Below are 18963 nucleotides of genomic sequence, written 5' to 3' on the forward strand. Positions count from 1 at the left end.
TCAGTGTCAGCCCTTTCGAACCGACCGTTCCTCCCTTGCGGAGTGGTGCAAAGATAGACCATTTTTATAATCACTTCCAAACGTTTTCTTGCTTATTTATTGAGAAAGGGGGTAACTTGCTGTATCATTGGATGATTGTTTTTTGGAGGAACCGCATAGAGGGCTAATTCGATATTAATATGTGCTATATTAAGACGAAACCACCTAGCAAGAAAGAAGGATATAAACTGTAAATAAATTATCCAGCATATGGCCAATGCTATAAAAAAGATACTCTAAATACCGCTGCACAAAAATAAAACATACAGTATGCACCCTATATGGTCAAATCAACATACACATCAAACCAGTTGAGTTCAAATCTTCCTTTTATACGGCATACGATTATACTAACAAAATTGACTCATCACGAACATCTATATAGAATAAAATATCAAGTTCATAAACCCAATTACATTATGTGATTAAAAAATTATAAATATAATCTGTAGCTTCAAAAAATATTTCTCCATTCACAAGCAATCTAACTACTATCATCCTATAATAGGAATAAGGTATTGCATCGTAAAAAGCTTGTCCATATAAAAAGAATATACCCTGCTAGCAATAATTATATATATCAACCAATAACCCGCTACTCATATCAGGATTAAATAACGATACATCTATATTAAATTGCGAAACCGAAAAATTATAAATTATAAATTATAATACATACTATATGCTCCATAGCTATTCGAAAAAATAGATGAACACCAATAACCAGCTACTACACTAATAAAATTTTACTAAGAACTTTCTTAATCTGTCCAATAATACGATCTTTTAGCCAACTATAACTTGTTCGATCATCTACCGGAAATTATAAAGGAGAGGATTACAGGCAACAAGAGTCTATAAAATATTCTTCATTACCGTTTACTTAACAGAAATTTTCCTAACTGTCTACAAAATCACCAAAATATCAGGTAAGACAATATATTGACGGCGTCCGGTCCATTATCAAAAATTTTGTTGAAATTTATATACAGGAATTTATTTAAGGTGTTTAAAAAGTTTTATTTTCATATTAAATATTAGTATATCTTGAAAATAACCCTAAATGACAACCCCTCCAACAAAAAATTATTTAGTACCGGCCGTTCCCAATACCAATATAAAGTAAACAATTACCTGCATATCGACTAGACAAAACGTTAGGTATGCTTATGCAGATAACAGCGAATATCCCGTATACCAACTTTTAAGAAAATTTAAGGGGCAAGCTTTGTGAAGACTCTGTTTAAATCCCAAAACGTTATCTAAGAAAGTAAAAAGGACTATAGTACTTTGCTGACCCCGTTATACATAAAGCTGTATCCTTTACAAACAACATATGGTTGCTTAACAAAATGGGAGTGCCGCCACCCGCTATTCTACGCTTTAAATGTCAACATGGTCATCTTTAGAGGCCACAATAACTCCATAACAGAATGGATCATAGCCATAACAGCTATTGCGAGCTTCAAGGGTAAAATCTGTGATCCTTACGGACCCGATATGTTCCAAAATGGGAGGTATATAACCATAACTGTTATTATGGGCTTCTAATGTTAAGATAGGATCTAGGACCTACTTGGTGGGCAAAGTTGCAGGGCACTTTACAGGCAGAGAAGTGTCCATAGCCCGTGTTAAGGGAGAGAAATCGACCTTAGTAATATATAAAAGACAGAGATATCGGATAATGTGTCCAAGAGAAACGTGACCCTGGGATGGTCTCAGATAATTGCCAGGAAATGGTAGCGACCTAACTCCCAATATTTACGACTACTTACGACATAACATCGGTTGCTGGGTGATGTCCGGTCCGGAGGTGCTCTCCCCCAGAAAATCCAGAACACAAAAAAGCCCTTGCTGTCATGCAAGGGCTTCTGTATAAAAAAAGGCACCGACCTACTCTCCCACCTGTTACGGCAATACCATCGGCTCTGGCGGGCTTGACTTCTCTGTTCGGAATGGGAAGAGGTAGACACCGCCGATATAGGCACCTAAAATAAGGTTATCAGAATATAGAAACAATATCCATTACGGATAAAGTGACCATCTGATCTATAGACAATTGAAAGAAAAACTAAAAGAGGAAGACAACAGTGTCTGCGTTGCTTGAGAAAGCTTCGGGTGATTAGTATTGCTCAGCTATGGTATCTCTACCTTTACACCTGCAACCTATCGACGTAGTAGTCTTCTACGGCCCTATAAGGAAGTCTCATCTCGTGGCTAGTTTCGCACTTAGATGCTTTCAGCGCTTATCTATTCCCGACGTAGCTACCCAGCCGTACACCTGGCGGCATAACTGGTTTACCAGCGGTCAGTCCATCCCGGTCCTCTCGTACTAAGGACAGATCCACTCAAACTTCCAACGCCCACAACAGATAGGGACCGAACTGTCTCGCGACGTTCTGAACCCAGCTCGCGTGCCACTTTAATGGGCGAACAGCCCAACCCTTGGGACCTTCTCCAGCCCCAGGATGTGACGAGCCGACATCGAGGTGCCAAACCTCCCCGTCGATATGAGCTCTTGGGGGAGATCAGCCTGTTATCCCCAGCGTACCTTTTATCCTTTGAGCGATGGCCCTTCCATACAGAACCACCGGATCACTATGTCCGTCTTTCGACCCTGTTCGACTTGTTGGTCTCACAGTCAAGCAAGCTTATGCCATTGCACTCCTCGTACGGTTACCAAGCGTACTGAGCTTACCTTTGAAAGCCTCCGTTACCTTTTTGGAGGCGACCACCCCAGTCAAACTACCCACCAAACAATGTCCTCGATATAACCGAGTTAGAAACCGGATACAGAAAGGGCGGTATTTCAAGGTTGATTCCATGACTCCTAGCGAAGCCACTTCAACATCTCCCGCCTATCCTACACATCCTGTACCCAATTCCAATGTTAAGCTATAGTGAAGGTGCATGGGGTCTTTCCGTCCCGTTGCGGGTAATCGGCGTCTTCACCGATACCACAATTTCACCGAGCTCATGGCTGAGACAGCGCCCAGATCGTTACACCATTCGTGCAGGTCGGAACTTACCCGACAAGGAATTTCGCTACCTTAGGACCGTTATAGTTACGGCCGCCGTTTACTGGGGCTTCGATTCAATGCTTCTCTTACGATGACATCCCCTCTTAACCTTCCAGCACCGGGCAGGTGTCAGGCCTTATACTTCATCTTTCGATTTTGCAAAGCCATATGTTTTTGTTAAACAGTCGCCTGGGCCTTTTCACTGCGGCTTCTCCATTGCTGGAGGAAGCGCCCCTTCTCCCGAAGTTACAGGGCCATTTTGCCGAGTTCCTTAGCCATGATTCACTCGAGCACCTTAGGATTCTCTCCTCGACTACCTGTGTCGGTTTACGGTACGGGTTTTTATAACCTGAAGCTTAGCGGGTTTTCTTGGAAGTCTGTTTACCTGCTCTATCAACGCCGCCGAAGCTTTGCTGTACTATTGGGTTTCAGCAGGGTCGGCGGATTTGCCTACCGTCCCTATACCTACGCCTTTCAACGAACTATTCCGTCAGTTCGCGGCAGTGTCACTACTCCGTCACCACATCGCAGTTATAAAAAGTACTGGAATATTGACCAGTTGTCCATCGGCTTACTCCCTTCGGATGCGCCTTAGGCCCCGACTAACCCTGATCCGATTAGCGTTGATCAGGAAACCTTAGTCTTTCGGTGGGCGGGTTTCTCACCCGCCTTATCGTTACTTATGCCTACATTTGCTTTTCTATGCACTCCACGACCCATTACCAGATCGCTTCACCGTAAATAGAATGCTCCCCTACCAGATGCAACGTATGTTGCAAATCCATAGCTTCGGTAATACACTTGATGCCCGTTTATTATCCACGCCCGGCCGCTCGACTAGTGAGCTGTTACGCACTCTTTAAATGAATGGCTGCTTCCAAGCCAACATCCTAGCTGTCTAGGCAACCGGACCTCGTTAGTTCAACTTAGCGTATATTTAGGGACCTTAGCTGATGGTCTGGGTTCTTTCCCTCTCGGCCTTGGACCTTAGCACCCAAAGCCTCACTGCCGGCCATATCTTATAGCATTCGGAGTTCGTCTGGATTTGGTAGGATTTGACTCCCCCGCACCCAATCGGTAGCTCTACCTCTATAAGACTCTATGCCGACGCTGTTCCTAAAAACATTTCGGGGAGTACGAGCTATTTCCCAGTTTGATTAGCCTTTCACCCCTACCCTCAGGTCATCCGAAAACTTTTCAACGTTTATCGGTTCGGTCCTCCATTACATGTTACTGCAACTTCAACCTGCCCAAGGGTAGATCACAAGGTTTCGCGTCTACCTCATCTGACTATGCGCCCTATTAAGACTCGCTTTCGCTTCGGCTGCGTGGCTGAACCACTTAACCTTGCCAGACAAGAGTAACTCGTAGGCTCATTATGCAAAAGGCACGCCGTCACTGCACCTGGCAGCTCCGACCGCTTGTAAGCACACGGTTTCAGGTTCTTTTCACTCCTCTGTTCGAGGTTCTTTTCACCTTTCCCTCACGGTACTAGTTCACTATCGGTCTCTCAGGAGTATTTAGCCTTATCAGATGGTGCTGACAGATTCCCACAGGGCGTCTCCGACCCCGCGGTACTCAGGGTACTGCTAGGCTAGCATTCTATACGTGTACCGGGCTATCACCGTTTATAGCTGGGCTTCCCATCCCATTCCACTTCTGTTTGCTAATGCCACATCGCAGCCCTACAACCCCACTGATGCCGTAACATCAATGGTTTGGGCTCTTTCCCGTTCGCTCGCCACTACTTGGGAAATCATTATTATTTTCTTCTCCTACGCCTACTTAGATGTTTCAGTTCAGCGCGTTCGCGTATTATACAACATACCTTCAGTATGCTAGGTTGCCCCATTCGGAAATCTTCGGATCGAACTCACATTTGCTGATCCCCGAAGCTTATCGCAGCTTATCACGTCCTTCATCGCCTCTGAGAGCCTAGGCATCCCCCGTGTGCCCTTATTTACTTTCTTCACCTCATAGCCCTTTTGCTACTATGGGTTGCTTTTTGATATATATAACCATGATGCTACGCATTAATCCGTTCGGCCTTGACCGAGGGTCTTCATAATACATCGAGCACATCACAGTATTGTCTCTACTGTTGTCTTCTCTTGTAATTTTTTTCTTTCAATATGTCAAAGAACTCTTTGTCCCCCTTATAATGAACACAATATCTTGGTGTTCGGGCAGACCTGTGGAGAATATCGGAGTCGAACCGATGACCCCCTGCGTGCAAGGCAGGTGCTCTAGCCAGCTGAGCTAATTCCCCGTATCGTTTTATGGTAGTCCCGAGCAGATTTGAACTGCTGACCCCTACATTATCAGTGTAGTGCTCTAACCAACTGAGCTACGGGACTAGCTTATCATTCTCTCTCTGGACCATCCTACAGGGATGGGCACATTTCTTCAAATGTTTCTTTTTGTTTCTATAATATAAATCATGTGTATACGTAACGAGCTTCAATCTTGAATGCTCTAGAAAGGAGGTATTCCAGCCGCACCTTCCGGTACGGCTACCTTGTTACGACTTAGCCCCAATTATCGGTTTTACCCTAACACGCTCCTTGCGGTTACATGCTTTAGGTACCCCCAACTTTCATGGCTTGACGGGCGGTGTGTACAAGGCCCGGGAACGTATTCACCGCGTCATTGCTGATACGCGATTACTAGCGAATCCAACTTCATGAGGTCGAGTTGCAGACCTCAATCCGAACTGTGAATGGCTTTTAGAGATTAGCATCATATTGCTATGTAGCTGCCCGCTGTACCATCCATTGTAGCACGTGTGTAGCCCCGGACGTAAGGGCCATGATGACTTGACGTCGTCCCCACCTTCCTCACTGTTTGCACAGGCAGTCTGTTTAGAGTCCCCGACATAACTCGCTGGCAACTAAACATAGGGGTTGCGCTCGTTGCGGGACTTAACCCAACACCTCACGGCACGAGCTGACGACAGCCATGCAGCACCTAGTTTCGTGTCCCGAAGGACTGATCCGTCTCTGGATCATTCACTAACTTTCAAGCCCGGGTAAGGTTCCTCGCGTATCATCGAATTAAACCACATGCTCCTCCGCTTGTGCGGGCCCCCGTCAATTCCTTTGAGTTTCAATCTTGCGACCGTACTCCCCAGGTGGATAACTTAACGCTTTCGCTTGGACGCTTACTGTGTATCGCAAACATCGAGTTATCATCGTTTAGGGCGTGGACTACCAGGGTATCTAATCCTGTTTGATCCCCACGCTTTCGTGCATCAGCGTCAATGCTAACTTAGTGAGCTGCCTTCGCAATCGGAGTTCTAAGACATATCTATGCATTTCACCGCTACTTGTCTTATTCCGCCCACTTCAAATAGATTCAAGTCCTACAGTATCAAAGGCACTGCGACAGTTAAGCTGCCGTCTTTCACCACTGACTTATAGGACCGCCTACGCACCCTTTAAACCCAATAAATCCGGATAACGCTTGGATCCTCCGTATTACCGCGGCTGCTGGCACGGAGTTAGCCGATCCTTATTCTTCAGGTACATTCAGCTACTTACACGTAAGTAGGTTTATTCCCTGACAAAAGCAGTTTACAACCCATAGGGCAGTCATCCTGCACGCGGCATGGCTGGTTCAGAGTTGCCTCCATTGACCAATATTCCTTACTGCTGCCTCCCGTAGGAGTCTGGTCCGTGTCTCAGTACCAGTGTGGGGGATTCTCCTCTCAGAGCCCCTAGACATCGTAGCCTTGGTGAGCCGTTACCTCTCCAACTAGCTAATGTCACGCGAGCCCATCCATATCCTATGAATATTTGATCATCGAGTGATGCCACTCGATGATGTTATGCGGTGTTAATCTCTCTTTCGAGAGGCTATCCCCCAGATATGGGTAGGTTGCTCACGCGTTACGCACCCGTGCGCCACTCTCATCGGTTCGTAGCAAGCTACTCCCCGAATCCCGTCCGACTTGCATGTATTAGGCCTGCCGCTAGCGTTCATCCTGAGCCAGGATCAAACTCTCCATTGTAAAATGAAGTGTAAGATCAAGACTATTTATAATAAATAGAATTGTCTTGTATTTTATTTCTAATTCTAAAATTGAACAGGTTGATTTTTTTTAACTTTCGTCGTTTCTCAACACTACTCGTTACGTTACATGATTATATTTTTAAAGAACTTTTTTCGCTTCCGCATCTCGCTTCGGCTATATGATGTCGGCATTGCGCCGTTATCGATCTTGTTTTGGTTCCCTTCGTTTCCGTTGGGACTGCAAAGGTAGAGATCTTTTTGGTATATCCAAAATAAATGTGAAAATTTATTTTTGGAGACCTTTTCGATTTCTGCGTCTAAATTAAATAGACCCTCTTTTTTTCAGTGTCAGCCCTTTCGAACCGACCGTTCCTCCCTTGCGGAGTGGTGCAAAGATAGACCATTTTTATAATCACTTCCAAACGTTTTCTTGAAATGATTTAATGAAATACGCTAAAACACTAGCAATCTGCGGAATAATTTTATGGTTAAACATCTAATCAATAGAAAATGATTTAGAAGAAGAGGAAAATGACTTTACAATCAATAGATTCTTTAGGTATATCATATATTTATAAATATCTTTATCATTCCAAAAAACCATAAATAGAAATCACAATGGCTAAGACAACCTTAAAGGATATCTCTAAAGCACTCAATATTTCAATCTCTACAGTATCAAAAGCCCTATCCGACAGTTATGAAATTAGCGACAGAACCAAAAAACTCGTTCAGGAATATGCTACAGAGATGAATTTTAGCGTAAACAAAGTGGCACAAAGCTTAAAAATTGGAAAAACAAATACCATAGGGGTCATTGTTTGCGCTATCAACAATACATTTATCGCTGAAATATTAGATGGAATTCAAAAAGCATCAATAGAAACAGGCTACGATATCATCATCATGCAAAGCAGAGAAGACATTTTAGTCGAAAAATCCTGTATTGAAGTCTTAAACGCTAGAGGTATTGACGGTCTATTAATTTCTCCCGTAAGTGAAACCTCTAATATAACCTTACTCAAAGAACTTCAGGAGAACGGAAAACCAGTTGTCATATTTGACAGAACCGTAAACCAACTAAAAACAGATAAAGTTGGTGTAAATAATTTCGATGGTGCTTACAAAGCAACAAAGCATCTCATCGAACAAGGACGCACAAATATCCTACATATTACAGGGCATCAATTGGGGGTATCCAAAGATAGACTCAATGGATATAAAGAAGCACTCAGAGAATTTAATATCCCACTCAATCCCTATTACTTTATCGAGTGCAATATTCAAGATACTGAAATATTGGATCAACAGATAAAAAATGCTATTCAGAAAACTTTAAATTCAGAGATAAAGTTGAATGCCATTTTTGGGGCTACTGATGTTATCACGACTAGAACACTCGGTATTTTAGCGGATCTCAATATTAAAGTCCCCGAAGAAATTGCTGTTATCGGATTTTCTAACATCTCCATTCCATCTTCTCTAAATCCTGCATTAAGTAGGGTCAAACAACCAGCAAGTAAAATCGGACATATTGCGATGACAAAGCTCATATACCTTATTAAACATCCGGCTTATACCGAATTTGAAACCATAGAACTAGAGAATACCATAGAAATTAGAAAATCAAGCCTTTTGACTTGATCTTCTAAAAAATTTATTTTTTAAAATATGCTGATGCATTATGGTAACAAATGTCAGCTATAACTTTTCCGATCATATCTACATCATAAGGCAGATAACCTTTAAGCATATCTTCTGCAAAAATATTAGCGAGCAGTCTTCTAAAATATTCATGTCTTGAATAGGACAAGAAACTTCTCGAATCTGTTAACATACCAATAAAGCAACTAATCAAGCCATAATTAGAAAGTGCATTAATCTGCTCTATCATGCCATCCAATTGATCCTGATACCACCATCCAGAACCAAATTGAATTTTCCCTCTCACACCCTCTCCTTGAAAATTTCCAATCATTGTCCCAAAAACGGCATTATCCGCAGGGTTCACATTATAAATGATTGTCTTGGCCAATTGATCTGTCGTATCCAGATAATTAAAAAAATCAGCCATTCGCTCTGCTTGTTGATAATCACCAATAGAGTCATAGCCCGTATCCGCCCCCAAAATTGCCAGTTTTCCTTTATTTGTATCACGCAGAGGCCCCAAGTGAAATTGTTGCACCCAATTTTTCGCATGATATTTTTTACTTATCTCACTGAGCACATAAAAAGTAAAACTATCCTCCACTTCAATCGCACGCAAATCGTCCCCATTTATTACACTAATAAGTACAGCATTCACTTCCATTACAGTAAACTTCCCTTTTTGAGGCAGGTATCGCAAACCATGATCAGAAGCTACACAGCCCAAGGAGTCGAAGTAGTTGATACGTTGATCCAATGCCTCCAACAAGGAGTCCAGATTATGTATCCGAACTCCAGAGATATCAGATAGTTTCTGAAGATATACTCTGAATGCATCACCTTTAGACAGTTGAAAAGCTTTATCTGGACGAAATGTAGGAAGCACCTTAGTCTTGAAACTATTATCAGCCTTTAGGGTCTTATGAAAGTTCAGATGATCTGTAGGGTCGTCGGTAGTTTCCCACCATTTCGACATTAAAGCGAGTCAATAAAGATTGCGTACTAAAATCTTGACCTTGCAATTGCTCCTTTGTCTGCTCATAAATGTATGCCGAGCTAGCAGGATTTAGTAATTCAGTGATACCAAATGGATTCTTCAACTCCATATGCGTCCAGTGATATAAAGGATTTCTTAAGGTCTGAGGTACAATTTCTGCCCATTTTTGAAATTTATCAAAATCAGAAGCTTGCCCTGTAATGTATTTTTCCTCCACACCCAAAGTTCGCATAGCGCGCCATTTGTAATGGTCGCCATACAGCCAAATTTGAGTAATATTATCAAACTGATGATTATTACAAATTTGATCAGGAGGAAGATGGTTATGATAATCTATAATAGGAAGATGTTTTGCATAATTATGGTATAGCTGCTGTGCTAGATCAGAATGCAGGATAAAATTCTCATTGATAAAGTTTTTCATTTTGTTTATGATTATTCTCCTAAAATTCCATATTCCAATCCCCTTAACTCTGCAAGTCCCCTTAATCTGCCTATCGCAGAATAACCTGGATTTGTTGTTTTATTTAAATCGTCGAGCATCTGATGTCCATGATCCGGCCTAAAGGGGATAGGTTTGTCTCTCTTTTGGTTCTCCTCAGTCAAAATTTTCATTATAGCAAACATATTGACATCTCCATCAAGATGATCAGCTTCATAGAAGCTACCCAATTTATCTTTCCTCACGTTTCTCAAATGAGAAAAATAAACACGCGTCTTCACTTTGCCCAATAATGTCACAACATCGTTTGACTGACTCGCCCCTAAAGAACCTGTACAGAAACAGATGCCATTAAACGGCATATTCACTCCCGCCAATATAGCTTCCAAATCAATTAGGTTACTTACAATTCTAGGTAAACCTAAAATAGCATAAGGAGGATCATCCGGATGGATGGACATCTTAATACCATCTCTTTCACAAACGGAAGCGATTGAATTTAGAAAATACAACAAATTCTCAAGCAATCCCGTTCTTCCAATTTTACTATAGACAACAATACTATTATTTAAATCTTGTAAACTAATATCATGCTCTCCTGGAATACCCATTAAGACTATTTTAGCTAAAGCATCCAATTCCATTTGTGTATAAGATGTAAACTTCTCATCCGCCATATCTAAAACTGCATTTGAATAATCTTTTTTAGCATGTTCACGTTTCAAAATATAAATATCGAATACAGCTAAATCAATCCAGTCAAAATACAGCGCCTTTGCGCCATTTTTCAACACAAGGTCTAACTGGGTTCTAGTCCAGTCTAAAACGGGCATAAAATTATATGTAATTATCTTAACACCACATTGCGCTAGATTTTCTAAAGATTTGATATAATTTCCAATATAATATTCTGCATTTTCCGCACGAGTCTTAATTGCCTCATGTACCGGAAGGCTCTCCACCACAGACCAAACTAATCCAGCCTCCTCAATAATATTTTTGCGTTCTAAAATATCTTCGACTGGCCATATGGCACCATGGGGTAAATGATGTAATGCAGTGACAATACCTGTCGCACCTGCTTGCTTAATATCTTCTAAAGAAACAGGGTCATTAGGACCGTACCATCTCCAGGTTTGTTCTAATTTTCTCATACATCCATTATTAAACACCACACCAAGAATTAAAACCACCATCAACAAAAATTGTTTCACCAGTGACCAAAGCAGACGCATCGCTCAGCAAGTAAACCAACGTACCCATCAATTCCTCCGGCTCCCCTAAGCGTTGAAAAGGCATCCCGTTTATAAATTTCTGAGCCCTCGCGGAATAAGAACCATCTGGATTAATCAATAAGGTACGGTTTTGCTCTGTTAGAAACACACCAGGAGCAATCGCATTGACTCGGACCTTATCGCCATAGCGTAATGCTAGCTCGACAGACATCCATTTCGTATAGCCATCTACGCCATGCTTAGCTACCGTATACCCCAGAACTCTTGTCAATGGTCTACTAGCTGCTAAAGAAGAAATATTCACAATAGAACCCTTACCAGATTCTGCAATCACACGTCCAAAAATATGTGTTGGAATAATCGTTCCGTATAAATTAAGTTCAATTGCCTTCAAAGTGTCCTGTACATTATGATCAAAAAGGTTTTGATCCGGATTTATAGTAGATCCAGGAATATTTCCACCCGCTGCATTCACTAAACCGTCTATCGTTCCCCATTTTGCTAATATCTCATCTTTTGCTTTTATTACATCGCTCTCGTTCAAAACATCCACCTGAATCGCCAATGCTTCTGCTCCCCTCTCCTCAATAGCTGCCACTCGTTCTTGCAGTTTCTCAACATTACGACCCAATACTGCAACCTTCGCACCAGCCTCGGCTAATGCATCCACAAAAGATTTACCAAGTACACCAGTTGCGCCAGTAACAACAACTACATGATTATTTAACGAAAATTTATCGAGTATTCCCATAATAGGTTCTTTTTTAATTTATCAATTTTATGAAATAAAAAATTACTAAAGAAACATACCTATAAATTTATTTACTCAAACGTTTTCGGTATATCATACATGAAGGAATATGTTAATACAATAATTAATACTACTTTAGAAGCAGTAAACTTATAACTTATGAATAACAAGAATGTCCTTTGCTTAGGCGAGCTTCTGTATCGGCTACAAGCAAAAGAAGAAAATTTTTTTAATAACACCTCTTCACTCGTATATGCTTATCCTGGAGGTTCTGAAGCCAATGTCGCAGTTGCTCTAGCAGAAACTGGGCGTTCCGACGACTTATGTATCATCTGCTCCACAACACTCCTTAACAGCAGAAATTTTAAACATATTAAATCATAAAAACGTCGACACATCTAAATTCATATTTGGAGGCGAGCGTTTGGGCTCTTATATCCTTCAGTCTGCCAATGGATTATCAAACGGAGAAGTCATATACGATCGGAAGTACTCTTCTTTTTCGACACTGAAAACTGAAGATATTGATTGGGATGGCCTTTTTGATAATTGTACTTGGTTTCACTGGACTGCATTAACACCTGCTTTAAATGCTGATTTAGCCGATCTTATGTTAACGGCACTAAAAATTGCACATGAAAAAAAGATAACAATATCTGTCGACCTTAATTATAGAAGCCGTTTATGGCAATATGGCGAACAACCACTTGATATCATGCCCAAACTAGTTGGATACTGCCATGTTATTATGGGGAACATTTGGGCGGCAAATAAAATGCTCGGCACCACAATAAGCGATCAACTCAATCGGAGCACATCTTCGAAAGATTATTTTGACTATGCAAATATTGTCGCTAATGAAATATTCGTAAAATATCCACATTGCAAACACATCGCGAATACGTTTCGTTTTATGGATAACCCACAGCATAATCTTTTTTATGGGACCTATCATACACCAATCGAAAATAAAATCAGTGCAATCTTGGAGACAAATGAAGTGATTGATCGTATTGGAAGCGGAGATGCATTTATGGCAGGATTAATTGCTGCTATCTACCAAAAGAAATCATCACAAGAAATTATTGATTTGGCAACAGAATTAGGATTTAAGAAACTATTTAATAAAGGCGATTTTATCAATTTATAAAAGACTACCATGAAAACTATATTATCCAATATTGAAAATGCCCCAATTATTCCAGTATACTATCACGATGATATCAATCAATGCATTCAGATCCTAGAAGCTTGTTATGCGGGAGGTATCCGTGTTTTTGAATTTGTCAATAGAGGACCTGAAGCATATACAAACTTCAAATCACTATTAACATACCGAGATACACATTTTAAGGATTTAAAGTTGGGGATTGGAACAATAAAAAGTAAACAACAAGCAATCGACTTTATCAACATCGGCGCCGAATTTATAGTAAGTCCAATCATAAAGCCAGAAATAGCCGAGGTCACACTAAAGAATAATATATTATGGATTCCGGGTTGCATGACACCTACAGAAATCGCAGTTGCCGAAGAGTTGGGAGCACCCTTAGTAAAACTATTCCCGGGAGATGCACTAGGGGCAAATTTTTTGAGATCTATTAAACCGCTGTTCCAATCCTTAAAATTTATGCCAACCGGAGGAGTATCATTAGATGAAGAGAATCTTACAGATTGGTTCAGCGCAGGTGTAACAGCCGTCGGAATGGGTTCAAAGTTATTTAGTGATCCTACATCATATGAGAAAGAGGACTACATCGAAAATCGATTGATAAATGCCTTCAAACATATTAAAACCTTAAGGTAGGAAAACAAAAAAAGCTCTAACTTTCGTTAGAGCTTTTTGTCGGGGTGGCAGGATTCGAACCTACGACCTCCTGCTCCCAAAGCAGGCGCGATACCGGGCTACGCTACACCCCGAAAAGGTATCTCCTTTTGTTTATTGTGTTGCAAATATACAACGATATTTAGTAATGTCAAATTTAATTTCACCCCTTTTAAATAAAGCGCTGGTTATCTGACAAATAAATTTTATTTAATAAAAAATATAATCCGTTTTATTGCAAAAACAGTCCCTATTCTCGATTAATTATGATATCATACAAGTATTTAATAACATCTAAATCTGAATTATAGGTATAATTCAACAGTATAATACCAGCCAATACCAATGCATTGTTAGAAAAATGCACATAAAATAATGCCGAAATTATGAATAAAATACCATAACAACTCAAAAGTGACGGTACAATTGAAATGACTATCCATCAGAAAACATTAAGCAAGCGGAAAAGAAGGAAGATCCGACCCAGTCATTCTTTCATCTTAAATATAAAATGAGACATTCCTATCTCAAAAGAATACGCTTACTGCAGTAAAAGCAAAAGATAATATGCGGGTAAGAAATATACGAGAGGTTATGCCTTATAAGGTATAACCTCTCGTATAAAATCGATTAAACAAACAAGAAGTGCACATGCATTTAAATTTTCAAGAACTCAAATAGTCTACGTTAATCGATATGGATGCAAAACTTAGCCAAAACAGCAGATATCATTCCAAACAGAGATCTCCATGAGATAAACTGCTCTCATAAAGACGCATGCTCCTAGGTTTTAGGAGCATGTAGATACATTTTAATATATCGCATTTAGTCTATCCTTGAAAAATTATTCAGAAATTTTTATAACAACACCATAACACATAATCGTTAACACTATGGAAATCAGCAATATCCTAAATTTTATTCAGGCACGTATCGACTGACTTAGCATTTAATAGATAAAATTTCCTTTGTCACTCACATTCATTCGACAACTAAATTCAACCGTTATAAACTACTTCCGACAATCATCACTCAAGCATAGTTTGGCTAACGCACATTGTGTATATGATTATCCTTGAAATTTTTTTGATACTAATTTTGAACATATAATCTCCTGAAGTTACACTCATTTTATCCGGATCTATGTAAAACATCTCCCATTTCATGCACCGTAATCATATTTTGAGAATCTAAAATCGACCTTAGTAATATATAAAAGACAGAGATATCGGATAATGTGTCCAAGAGAACGTGACCCTGGGATGGTCACCGATAACTTCTGGGAAATGGTAGCGACCTAATTTCCAGTCCATTGCAGTGTGTTGAAACAAGGCCATCGGTTGCTGGGTGATGTCCGGTCCGGCGGTGCTGTCCCCCAGAAAATACGGAACACAAAAAAGCCCTTGCTATCCTGCAAGGGCTTCTGTATAAAAAAAGGCACCGACCTACTCTCCCACCTGTTACGGCAATACCATCGGCTCTGGCGGGCTTGACTTCTCTGTTCGGAATGGGAAGAGGTAGACACCGCCGATATAGGCACCTAAAATAAGGTTATCAGAATATAGCAACACTATCCTTTATGGATAAAAGTGACCATCTGATCTATAGACAATTGAAAGAAAAACTAAAAGAGGAAGACAACAGTGTCTGCGTTGCTTGAGAAAGCTTCGGGTGATTAGTATTGCTCAGCTATGGTATCTCTACCTTTACACCTGCAACCTATCGACGTAGTAGTCTTCTACGGCCCTATAAGGAAGTCTCATCTCGTGGCTAGTTTCGCACTTAGATGCTTTCAGCGCTTATCTATTCCCGACGTAGCTACCCAGCCGTACACCTGGCGGCATAACTGGTTTACCAGCGGTCAGTCCATCCCGGTCCTCTCGTACTAAGGACAGATCCACTCAAACTTCCAACGCCCACAACAGATAGGGACCGAACTGTCTCGCGACGTTCTGAACCCAGCTCGCGTGCCACTTTAATGGGCGAACAGCCCAACCCTTGGGACCTTCTCCAGCCCCAGGATGTGACGAGCCGACATCGAGGTGCCAAACCTCCCCGTCGATATGAGCTCTTGGGGGAGATCAGCCTGTTATCCCCAGCGTACCTTTTATCCTTTGAGCGATGGCCCTTCCATACAGAACCACCGGATCACTATGTCCGTCTTTCGACCCTGTTCGACTTGTTGGTCTCACAGTCAAGCAAGCTTATGCCATTGCACTCCTCGTACGGTTACCAAGCGTACTGAGCTTACCTTTGAAAGCCTCCGTTACCTTTTTGGAGGCGACCACCCCAGTCAAACTACCCACCAAACAATGTCCTCGATATAACCGAGTTAGAAACCGGATACAGAAAGGGCGGTATTTCAAGGTTGATTCCATGACTCCTAGCGAAGCCACTTCAACATCTCCCGCCTATCCTACACATCCTGTACCCAATTCCAATGTTAAGCTATAGTGAAGGTGCATGGGGTCTTTCCGTCCCGTTGCGGGTAATCGGCGTCTTCACCGATACCACAATTTCACCGAGCTCATGGCTGAGACAGCGCCCAGATCGTTACACCATTCGTGCAGGTCGGAACTTACCCGACAAGGAATTTCGCTACCTTAGGACCGTTATAGTTACGGCCGCCGTTTACTGGGGCTTCGATTCAATGCTTCTCTTACGATGACATCCCCTCTTAACCTTCCAGCACCGGGCAGGTGTCAGGCCTTATACTTCATCTTTCGATTTTGCAAAGCCATATGTTTTTGTTAAACAGTCGCCTGGGCCTTTTCACTGCGGCTTCTCCATTGCTGGAGGAAGCGCCCCTTCTCCCGAAGTTACAGGGCCATTTTGCCGAGTTCCTTAGCCATGATTCACTCGAGCACCTTAGGATTCTCTCCTCGACTACCTGTGTCGGTTTACGGTACGGGTTTTTATAACCTGAAGCTTAGCGGGTTTTCTTGGAAGTCTGTTTACCTGCTCTATCAACGCCGCCGAAGCTTTGCTGTACTATTGGGTTTCAGCAGGGTCGGCGGATTTGCCTACCGTCCCTATACCTACGCCTTTCAACGAACTATTCCGTCAGTTCGCGGCAGTGTCACTACTCCGTCACCACATCGCAGTTATAAAAAGTACTGGAATATTGACCAGTTGTCCATCGGCTTACTCCCTTCGGATGCGCCTTAGGCCCCGACTAACCCTGATCCGATTAGCGTTGATCAGGAAACCTTAGTCTTTCGGTGGGCGGGTTTCTCACCCGCCTTATCGTTACTTATGCCTACATTTGCTTTTCTATGCACTCCACGACCCATTACCAGATCGCTTCACCGTAAATAGAATGCTCCCCTACCAGATGCAACGTATGTTGCAAATCCATAGCTTCGGTAATACACTTGATGCCCGTTTATTATCCACGCCCGGCCGCTCGACTAGTGAGCTGTTACGCACTCTTTAAATGAATGGCTGCTTCCAAGCCAACATCCTAGCTGTCTAGGCAACCGGACCTCGTTAGTTCAACTTAGCGTATATTTAGGGACCTTAGCTGATGGTCTGGGTTCTTTCCCTCTCGGCCTTGGACCTTAGCACCCAAAGCCTCACTGCCGGCCATATCTTATAGCATTCGGAGTTCGTCTGGATTTGGTAGGATTTGACTCCCCCGCACCCAATCGGTAGCTCTACCTCTATAAGACTCTATGCCGACGCTGTTCCTAAAAACATTTCGGGGAGTACGAGCTATTTCCCAGTTTGATTAGCCTTTCACCCCTACCCTCAGGTCATCCGAAAACTTTTCAACGTTTATCGGTTCGGTCCTCCATTACATGTTACTGCAACTTCAACCTGCCCAAGGGTAGATCACAAGGTTTCGCGTCTACCTCATCTGACTATGCGCCCTATTAAGACTCGCTTTCGCTTCGGCTGCGTGGCTGAACCACTTAACCTTGCCAGACAAGAGTAACTCGTAGGCTCATTATGCAAAAGGCACGCCGTCACTGCACCTGGCAGCTCCGACCGCTTGTAAGCACACGGTTTCAGGTTCTTTTCACTCCTCTGTTCGAGGTTCTTTTCACCTTTCCCTCACGGTACTAGTTCACTATCGGTCTCTCAGGAGTATTTAGCCTTATCAGATGGTGCTGACAGATTCCCACAGGGCGTCTCCGACCCCGCGGTACTCAGGGTACTGCTAGGCTAGCATTCTATACGTGTACCGGGCTATCACCGTTTATAGCTGGGCTTCCCATCCCATTCCACTTCTGTTTGCTAATGCCACATCGCAGCCCTACAACCCCACTGATGCCGTAACATCAATGGTTTGGGCTCTTTCCCGTTCGCTCGCCACTACTTGGGAAATCATTATTATTTTCTTCTCCTACGCCTACTTAGATGTTTCAGTTCAGCGCGTTCGCGTATTATACAACATACCTTCAGTATGCTAGGTTGCCCCATTCGGAAATCTTCGGATCGAACTCACATTTGCTGATCCCCGAAGCTTATCGCAGCTTATCACGTCCTTCATCGCCTCTGAGAGCCTAGGCATCCCCCGTGTGCCCTTATTTACTTTCTTCACCTCATAGCCCTTTTGCTACTATGGGTTGCTTTTTGATATATATAACCATGATGCTACGCATTAATCCGTTCGGCCTTGACCGAGGGTCTTCATAATACATCGAGCACATCACAGTATTGTCTCTACTGTTGTCTTCTCTTGTAATTTTTTTCTTTCAATATGTCAAAGAACTCTTTGTCCCCCTTATAATGAACACAATATCTTGGTGTTCGGGCAGACCTGTGGAGAATATCGGAGTCGAACCGATGACCCCCTGCGTGCAAGGCAGGTGCTCTAGCCAGCTGAGCTAATTCCCCGTATCGTTTTATGGTAGTCCCGAGCAGATTTGAACTGCTGACCCCTACATTATCAGTGTAGTGCTCTAACCAACTGAGCTACGGGACTAGCTTATCATTCTCTCTCTGGACCATCCTACAGGGATGGGCACATTTCTTCAAATGTTTCTTTTTG

At 42.2% G+C, this 18963-nt stretch carries 8 protein-coding genes, 5 tRNA genes and 5 rRNA genes; 4 read left to right on the top strand and 14 right to left on the bottom strand.

What is annotated here, in order from left to right; genetic code table 11:
* Positions 1-1919 precede the first annotated feature (1919 nt).
* From rrf (ACFX5U_RS21735) to ACFX5U_RS21755, 5 genes are all read right to left on the bottom strand, one after another.
* A 5S ribosomal RNA gene (rrf, locus tag ACFX5U_RS21735) occupies positions 1920-2031 on the bottom strand.
* 111 nt (positions 2032-2142) lie between these two features.
* Positions 2143-5029 (bottom strand): 23S ribosomal RNA (locus ACFX5U_RS21740).
* 225 nt (positions 5030-5254) lie between these two features.
* Positions 5255-5328: transfer RNA gene (locus ACFX5U_RS21745), tRNA-Ala, on the bottom strand.
* 11 nt (positions 5329-5339) lie between these two features.
* Positions 5340-5416 (bottom strand) — tRNA-Ile (locus ACFX5U_RS21750).
* Between the two features lie 122 nt (positions 5417-5538).
* A 16S ribosomal RNA gene (locus ACFX5U_RS21755) occupies positions 5539-7068 on the bottom strand.
* The 16S, 23S and 5S rRNA genes sit together here with 2 tRNA genes alongside, the layout of an rRNA operon.
* 620 nt (positions 7069-7688) lie before the next feature.
* On the opposite strand from ACFX5U_RS21755, the gene ACFX5U_RS21760 reads away from it, so the two are divergent.
* Entirely contained in the window at positions 7689-8714 is a 1026-nt protein-coding gene (locus tag ACFX5U_RS21760) for a LacI family DNA-binding transcriptional regulator (RefSeq protein WP_400262113.1), read from the top strand.
* 13 nt (positions 8715-8727) lie between these two features.
* On the opposite strand, the gene ACFX5U_RS21765 is transcribed toward ACFX5U_RS21760, so the two are convergent.
* From ACFX5U_RS21765 to ACFX5U_RS21780, 4 genes are read right to left on the bottom strand one after another with little or no spacing between them, the layout of a single operon-like run.
* Complete coding sequence (locus ACFX5U_RS21765; protein WP_400262114.1) at positions 8728-9693, bottom strand: glucuronate isomerase; 966 nt, start codon at positions 9691-9693, stop codon at positions 8728-8730.
* On the bottom strand, positions 9638-10138 hold the full coding sequence (locus ACFX5U_RS21770; protein WP_400262115.1) for a glucuronate isomerase: 501 nt from the start codon (positions 10136-10138) through the stop codon (positions 9638-9640). The genes ACFX5U_RS21765 and ACFX5U_RS21770 overlap by 56 nt, the downstream gene beginning before the upstream one ends.
* Before the next feature lie 11 nt (positions 10139-10149).
* Positions 10150-11310 carry a mannonate dehydratase gene (gene uxuA, locus ACFX5U_RS21775; protein ID WP_400262116.1) on the bottom strand — a complete coding sequence of 387 codons (1161 nt, stop codon included), beginning with the start codon at positions 11308-11310 and terminating at the stop codon, positions 10150-10152.
* 10 nt (positions 11311-11320) lie between these two features.
* Positions 11321-12142: an SDR family oxidoreductase gene (locus tag ACFX5U_RS21780; protein ID WP_038694751.1), complete on the bottom strand. Its 822-nt coding sequence runs from the start codon at positions 12140-12142 to the stop codon at positions 11321-11323.
* Between the two features lie 159 nt (positions 12143-12301).
* On the opposite strand from ACFX5U_RS21780, the gene ACFX5U_RS21785 reads away from it, so the two are divergent.
* The 3 genes from ACFX5U_RS21785 to ACFX5U_RS21795 are packed head-to-tail and all read left to right on the top strand — an operon-like array spanning position 12302 to position 13949.
* On the top strand, positions 12302-12526 hold the full coding sequence (locus tag ACFX5U_RS21785; RefSeq protein WP_400262117.1) for a hypothetical protein: 225 nt from the start codon (positions 12302-12304) through the stop codon (positions 12524-12526).
* Complete coding sequence (locus ACFX5U_RS21790) at positions 12447-13292, top strand: PfkB family carbohydrate kinase (protein ID WP_400263625.1); 846 nt, start codon at positions 12447-12449, stop codon at positions 13290-13292. Before ACFX5U_RS21785 ends, ACFX5U_RS21790 begins: the two co-directional genes overlap by 80 nt.
* A 9-nt stretch (positions 13293-13301) precedes the next feature.
* On the top strand, positions 13302-13949 hold the full coding sequence (locus ACFX5U_RS21795) for a bifunctional 4-hydroxy-2-oxoglutarate aldolase/2-dehydro-3-deoxy-phosphogluconate aldolase (protein WP_400262118.1): 648 nt from the start codon (positions 13302-13304) through the stop codon (positions 13947-13949).
* 39 nt (positions 13950-13988) lie between these two features.
* On the opposite strand, the gene ACFX5U_RS21800 is transcribed toward ACFX5U_RS21795, so the two are convergent.
* The 5 genes from ACFX5U_RS21800 to ACFX5U_RS21820 all read right to left on the bottom strand — a co-directional run bounded on the left by ACFX5U_RS21800 (position 13989) and on the right by ACFX5U_RS21820 (position 18897).
* A tRNA-Pro gene (locus tag ACFX5U_RS21800) sits at positions 13989-14062 on the bottom strand.
* Between the two features lie 1337 nt (positions 14063-15399).
* Positions 15400-15511, bottom strand: a 5S ribosomal RNA gene (gene rrf, locus ACFX5U_RS21805).
* Between the two features lie 112 nt (positions 15512-15623).
* Positions 15624-18510, bottom strand: a 23S ribosomal RNA gene (locus tag ACFX5U_RS21810).
* Positions 18511-18735: 225 nt separating this feature from the next.
* Positions 18736-18809 (bottom strand) — tRNA-Ala (locus ACFX5U_RS21815).
* Between the two features lie 11 nt (positions 18810-18820).
* Positions 18821-18897, bottom strand: a tRNA-Ile gene (locus ACFX5U_RS21820).
* Between the last annotated feature and the right edge of the window lie 66 nt (positions 18898-18963).

The sequence above is a fragment of the Sphingobacterium sp. SG20118 genome (assembly GCF_044740685.1).
GTDB lineage: Bacteria > Bacteroidota > Bacteroidia > Sphingobacteriales > Sphingobacteriaceae > Sphingobacterium.